Source organism: Streptomyces sp. NPDC059853 (assembly GCF_042731495.1).
In the GTDB taxonomy this organism is placed as follows: Bacteria; Actinomycetota; Actinomycetes; order Streptomycetales; family Streptomycetaceae; genus Streptomyces.
The window spans coordinates 1-5152 of the sequence record NZ_JBHWJL010000339.1 but is presented as its reverse complement, the minus strand read 5'-3'; the positions used below and the strand labels follow the sequence as shown (position 1 = coordinate 5152).

Genomic DNA, 5152 nt, shown 5'->3' with positions numbered 1-5152 from the left:
CGCGGTGATGCGCCGGGCGCATCACCGCATCCGAAGCCGGTATGGCCGCCGCTCTGGGAAGAGCCCCCTGCCGCCTCCACACTCGGGTCCCGAGCCGCACATCCGACACACCCGACGGGACGAGGAACCATGGCACGGACACCGATCAGCAGGCGGACCGCACTCTCCCTGACGGCGGGTGCGTTCGCCGTCCCGGCCGTCGGTGTGAGCGGCACCGGCACGGCCGCCGCCGCACCCGCGGGCAGCGGGCCCAACCCCGTGCTGGGCTGCGAACTGCTCGCCGAGGTGACGCCGCGCGCCAACTGGCGGGTGACGGCCGTCGTCATCCGGTACGCCCGCCCGCTGGGGATCCGGAAGGGCACGATCGCGCCGGGCGCGTTCACGGTGACCGCCACCGCGGCCGGGGCGACCGCGCCCCGTACGGTCACCGCGGTGGTCCCGGACGCCGACGGCCGTGCCCTGGTGCTGGAACTCGACCCGGGCGATCCGAACGCGGCCGTGGTGCCGCCCGGTCTCGGCGGCGTACTGCCGCCGCTGCACAGCACGTACGCGGTACGCCAGGTCGCGGACCTGACGGGCGCGGACGGCCGGGTGGTACTGCCCGCGAGTCCGTTCGCGATCCGTAACGAGGGGCCCGTACGCACGCCCGTGGCGGACGACTTCACCGCCGGCTCGTTCACCGGTTCGCACGGCTTCGCGCTGCGCTACCGGCTCCATCAGCCGGAGGGGTTCCGCCGCTCCCCGGGGGCGGGGCGGCGCTATCCGCTGGTCGTCACCCTGCACGGCGGCGGCGAGGTCGCCGACAACAACGTCACACAGCTCACCGCCAACCGGATCGCCGTCACCTTCGCGAAGCCGGAACGGCAGCGCCGTGACCCGGCGTTCGTGCTCGCGCCGCAGGTTCCGCTGCCGCGCCCCCAGGAGGGCCAGGACGGCACCGACTGGACGGACGCCCGGGTGCGGCAGGCCACCGTCGAGCTGATCGACGCCTTCACCGGCGCGCACCCGGTGGACGAGGACAGGATCTATCTCGTCGGCCTGTCCTCCGGCGGCCGTGGCGTGTTCGACCTGCTGTCGCGGTATCCCGACCGGTTCGCCGCCGCGTTGCCCACCGCAGGCTGGGGCAACGAGTCCGCGATGGAGCGGATCACGCACATCCCGCTGTGGGCGGATCACTCCGTGGACGACGATGTCGTGCCCTACCGCGAGGGACGGTTCGGCAACCCCGGCACCTGGACCCTGATGAACGCGGTGGAGCGGGCGGGGGCGCGGGTCACCCGCGACGAGTGGCCCAACGACCTGCCCAAGGCGGAGTTCGAGGCCCGGGCCCGGCAACTGCTGCGCCGGGCCCGGTCCGCGGGCAGCCACACGCTGTTCACCAGCTACCCGGCCGGCACCACACCGGGCAGCCCGCATCTGTCCTGGGCCCAGACGTACGAGAACGACGTGGTGATCGACTGGCTCTTCGGCCAGTCCCGCTAGCGCGAGCCCGGCGGGGTCCAGCGCGCCCCGGCCGGCAGCGACACACCCCCGGCCCCGGAGCCCGCCTGGCGCAGCGCGGCCATCAGCGCGCGGGCGGTACGGGACAGCGGGCGCCGGGGATCGTGCACCAGATGGATGTCCCGTTCCACCCGGGGCCGTTCCAGGGTGCGGTGCCGCAGCCCGGCGAAGTGCATCAGCGGCAGGGTCAGCGCCGGGGTGGCGGACACGCCGAGCCCGGCGGCCACCAGACCGGCGACGGTCGCGATGGTACGGGCCTCGGTGACCGGCCCCACCTCGACGCCGCCTTCGCGCAGGGTGCGGTCCACGTAACCACGGATGCTGGTGTGCCGGTCGAAGGCGACGAAGGGCTGCCCCGCGAGATCGTGCCAGGTCAGCCGTCTTCGCCGGGCGAAGGGGTGTCCCGGAGGGAAGACGCAGACGAACCCGTCGGCGGCGATCCGGTGGCCGTGCAGTTCCGGAGGGATCTCGGGTGCCACGGTGACGGCCAGGTCGACGGCGCCGGAGGCGACATGGCCGAGCACTTCGTTCGACAGTCCGTCCCGCAGGGTCACGGTGAGGTCGGGCCGGTCGCCTCGGAAGGCGGACAGCACGGGCGGCAGCATGCCGGCGGCGAGGGAGGGCAGCGCGGCGACGGAGACGGAGCCGCGTGTGCCGTCCAGATACCCCTGGAAGTGGTTGAGGCCCGCGTCGAATTCGGCGAGCACCCTGCGGGCGACGGTCAGGAACTGCTCCCCGTCGGGGGTCAGGGCGACATGCCGGGTCGTCCGCTCGAAGAGGGGTACGCCGACCCGCCGTTCGACCTCCAGCACGGTACGGCTGAGCGAGGACTGGGCGATGTGCAGCGTGCGCGCGGCACGGGAGTAGCCGCCGGCGTCGGCGACCGCCACGATCGCCCGGAGCTGTCGGACGGACAGATCGATGCCCATGGCGCATCAATCTATGCGGAACCCATGACGTCACGACAGTGGCGGGAGCCAGGAATTCCGGCCCACACTCGGGGCCGACCGGCAACGTCGCCACTCAAGGGGGTCGCCATGGAAGGCGCCGTCGGATTCCTGACCATCGGGGCGATCCTCGCGCTGCTGCTGACCAACCGGGTGACGGCGGTGGTCGCGCTGGCCGGCGTGCCGGTGCTGGGCGCCCTCGTGCTGGGCTTCTCGCTGTCCGAGATCGGCACCTTCGTGGGCTCGGGTCTCGGCGGGGTGGCGGGCGTGACGGCGATGTTCGTCTTCGCCATCGTCTACTTCGGGGTGATGCGGGACGCCGGGATGTTCGATCCGGTCATCACCAGGATCACGGCGCTGGCGGGGAACGCACCGACCACGGTGTGCGTGGCCACCACCGCGCTGGCCTGTGTCGCGCATCTGGACGGTGCGGGGGCCACCACCTTCCTGATCGCGATCCCGGCGATGCTCCCGGTCTTCGACCGTCTCGGCATGAGCCGACTGGCGCTCGCGACCTGCGTCGGGCTCGGCGCAGGGGTGATGAACATGCTGCCCTGGGGCGGCCCCACCGCCCGTGCCGCCGCCACCACCGGGATCGACGCGAACGATCTGTGGGTGCCGCTGATCCCGGCACAGGCGGTGGGTGTGGTGGCGGCTCTGGGCTGCGCCTGGCTGATCGGGCGCCGGGAGCGGCGGCGGCTGGCGGCGCAGGGCGATCCGGTGGTGATCGCGGCGGCGGGGACGGCGGGTACGGCGGGTACGTCCGGTGCCGCGGGACCGGGCTCCGCCCCGGGCGCGGGCGACCCGGCCGCGGCTCCGGCTCCGGCGGCCGACCCGGACCGTACCCGCCCGCCGAAGCCCCTCTTCTGGTTCAACGCGGCTCTCAGCGTCCTGCTCATCGGCGCGCTGATGGCGGGCATCGCGCCGCCCGAGACCCTGTTCATGGCGGGCGTCGTGATCGCCCTGGCCGTCAACCACCCCGGCATGAAACGCCAGGGCGAGCGGATCGAGGCCCACGCCCGCGGTGCCATGCTGATGGCGACCACGCTGCTGGCCGCCGGATCGTTCCTGGGCATCCTGGAGGGCACCGGGATGATCGAGCACATGGCCACCACCGCGGCCGATCTCATCCCGGCGGGGGCCGCCCCCGCCCTGCCGCTGATCGTCGGTCTGATCGGGGTCCCGCTGAGCCTGCTGTTCGGCCCGGACGCCTACTACTTCGGGGTGCTGCCGGTCCTCATGGGGGTCGGCGAACAGTTCGGCGTCGACGGCGTGGCCATCGCCCAGGCATCACTGCTGGGCGAGGAGACGGTGGGCTTCCCCGTCAGCCCGCTCACCGGGTCCTTCTTCCTGCTGGTGGGCCTGGCCCAGGTCGACATCGGCCGGCACATCCGCCACATGATCGGCTGGTCCTGGCTGGTCAGCGTGGTCATGCTGGCCTTCGCCGTCGCCACCGGCGTGATCCCGCTGTGGGCGTCATGAGCGCCGCCGCCGTAGGCCGGCTCCGTACGGTACGCCTGGGCGCCGGCGCCGGGTTCGCCGGCGACCGCATCGATCCGGCCGTGGACCTGGCACGCCGTGGCGGCCTGGACTACCTGGCCTTCGAATGCCTCGGTGAACGCACCGTGGCCGCCGGACAGTTGCGCAAGTCCCGGGATCCGTCCACCGGTTACGACCCGCTGCTGGCGGCGCGGCTGACGGCGGTGCTGCCGCACTGCCGGCGCTCGGGGACCACCGTCCTGACCAACGCGGGCGCGGCGAACCCGGAGGCGGCCGGCGAACTCGCGCGCGGCCTGCCGGGCCCGGCCCGGATCGCGGTCATCACCGGTGACGACGTCCTGGCGGCGGTGCGACACCTGGATCCGCTGGTGTGGGAGACCGGGGAACCCCTGTCCGCCTGTCCGGAGGAACTGATCGCGGCCAACGCCTACCTGGGCTCGGAACCGGTGGTCGAGGCGCTCGCGACGGGCGCCGACGTCGTCATCGCCGGCCGCCTCGCGGACCCCGCGCTGTATCTCGGACCGCTGATGCACGCCTTCGGCTGGCGCCCGGACAACGACGAACTCCTGGGCCGCGGCACGCTCGTCGGTCATCTCCTGGAGTGCGCGGGGCAACTCACCGGCGGCTACTTCGCCGACCCGGTCACCAAACCGGTGCCCGGCCTGGCCCGCCTCGGCTTCCCCTACGCCGACGTCGACGAGACGGGGCAGGCGGTGTTCGGCAAACTCCCGGAAACGGGCGGGCGGCTGGACACCCGTACCTGCGCCGAGCAACTGCTGTACGAAGTGGACGACCCGTCCGCCTATGTGACCCCCGACGTGGTGGCCGACCTCAGCCAGGTCACCTTCACCCAGCTCGGCGCGGACCGGGTACGGGCCCAGGGCGCCACCGGGCGGCCACGCCCCGGCAGTCTCAAGGTCACGCTCGGCTTCCGGGGCGGCTGGCAGGGTGAGGGACAGATCAGCTACGCCGGGCCGCGCTGCCTGGCGCGGGCCCGGCTGGCGGCGGACATCGTGAGCGAGCGGCTGGTCTCGGTGCACGGCCTGGACCCGGCGGCCATCCATGTCGAGTACATCGGTGCGGGGGCCGCGCTGCGCGGTCTGCGTCCCGTCGAGGACCCGGCCGAGGTACGGCTGCGGGTGTCGGCCAAGGCGGCCACGGCCGCGGAGGCCCGGAGTGTGGGGTGGGAAGTGGAGTCGCTGTAC

At 73.4% G+C, this 5152-nt stretch carries 4 protein-coding genes; 3 read left to right on the top strand and 1 reads right to left on the bottom strand.

What is annotated here, in order from left to right:
• Nucleotides 1–129: 129 nt before the first annotated feature.
• On the top strand, nt 130–1482 hold the full coding sequence (locus ACFV5N_RS24415) for a PHB depolymerase family esterase (protein ID WP_385603713.1): 1353 nt from the start codon (nt 130–132) through the stop codon (nt 1480–1482).
• Here the strand turns inward: ACFV5N_RS24415 and ACFV5N_RS24410 are convergent.
• Complete coding sequence (locus ACFV5N_RS24410; RefSeq protein ID WP_385603710.1) at nt 1479–2429, bottom strand: LysR family transcriptional regulator; 951 nt, start codon at nt 2427–2429, stop codon at nt 1479–1481. The two genes, ACFV5N_RS24415 and ACFV5N_RS24410, sit on opposite strands and share 4 nt — an antisense overlap.
• A gap of 108 nt (nt 2430–2537) precedes the next feature.
• Between ACFV5N_RS24410 and ACFV5N_RS24405 the strand changes: the two genes are divergently transcribed.
• The gene (locus ACFV5N_RS24405; RefSeq protein ID WP_385603708.1) at nt 2538–3929 is read left to right on the top strand and encodes a CitMHS family transporter; all 1392 of its coding nucleotides are present in this window, start codon (nt 2538–2540) and stop codon (nt 3927–3929) included.
• On the top strand, nt 3926–5152 hold a 1227-nt coding region (locus tag ACFV5N_RS24400; RefSeq protein WP_385603705.1), incomplete at its 3' end, for an acyclic terpene utilization AtuA family protein. The genes ACFV5N_RS24405 and ACFV5N_RS24400, both read left to right, overlap by 4 nt.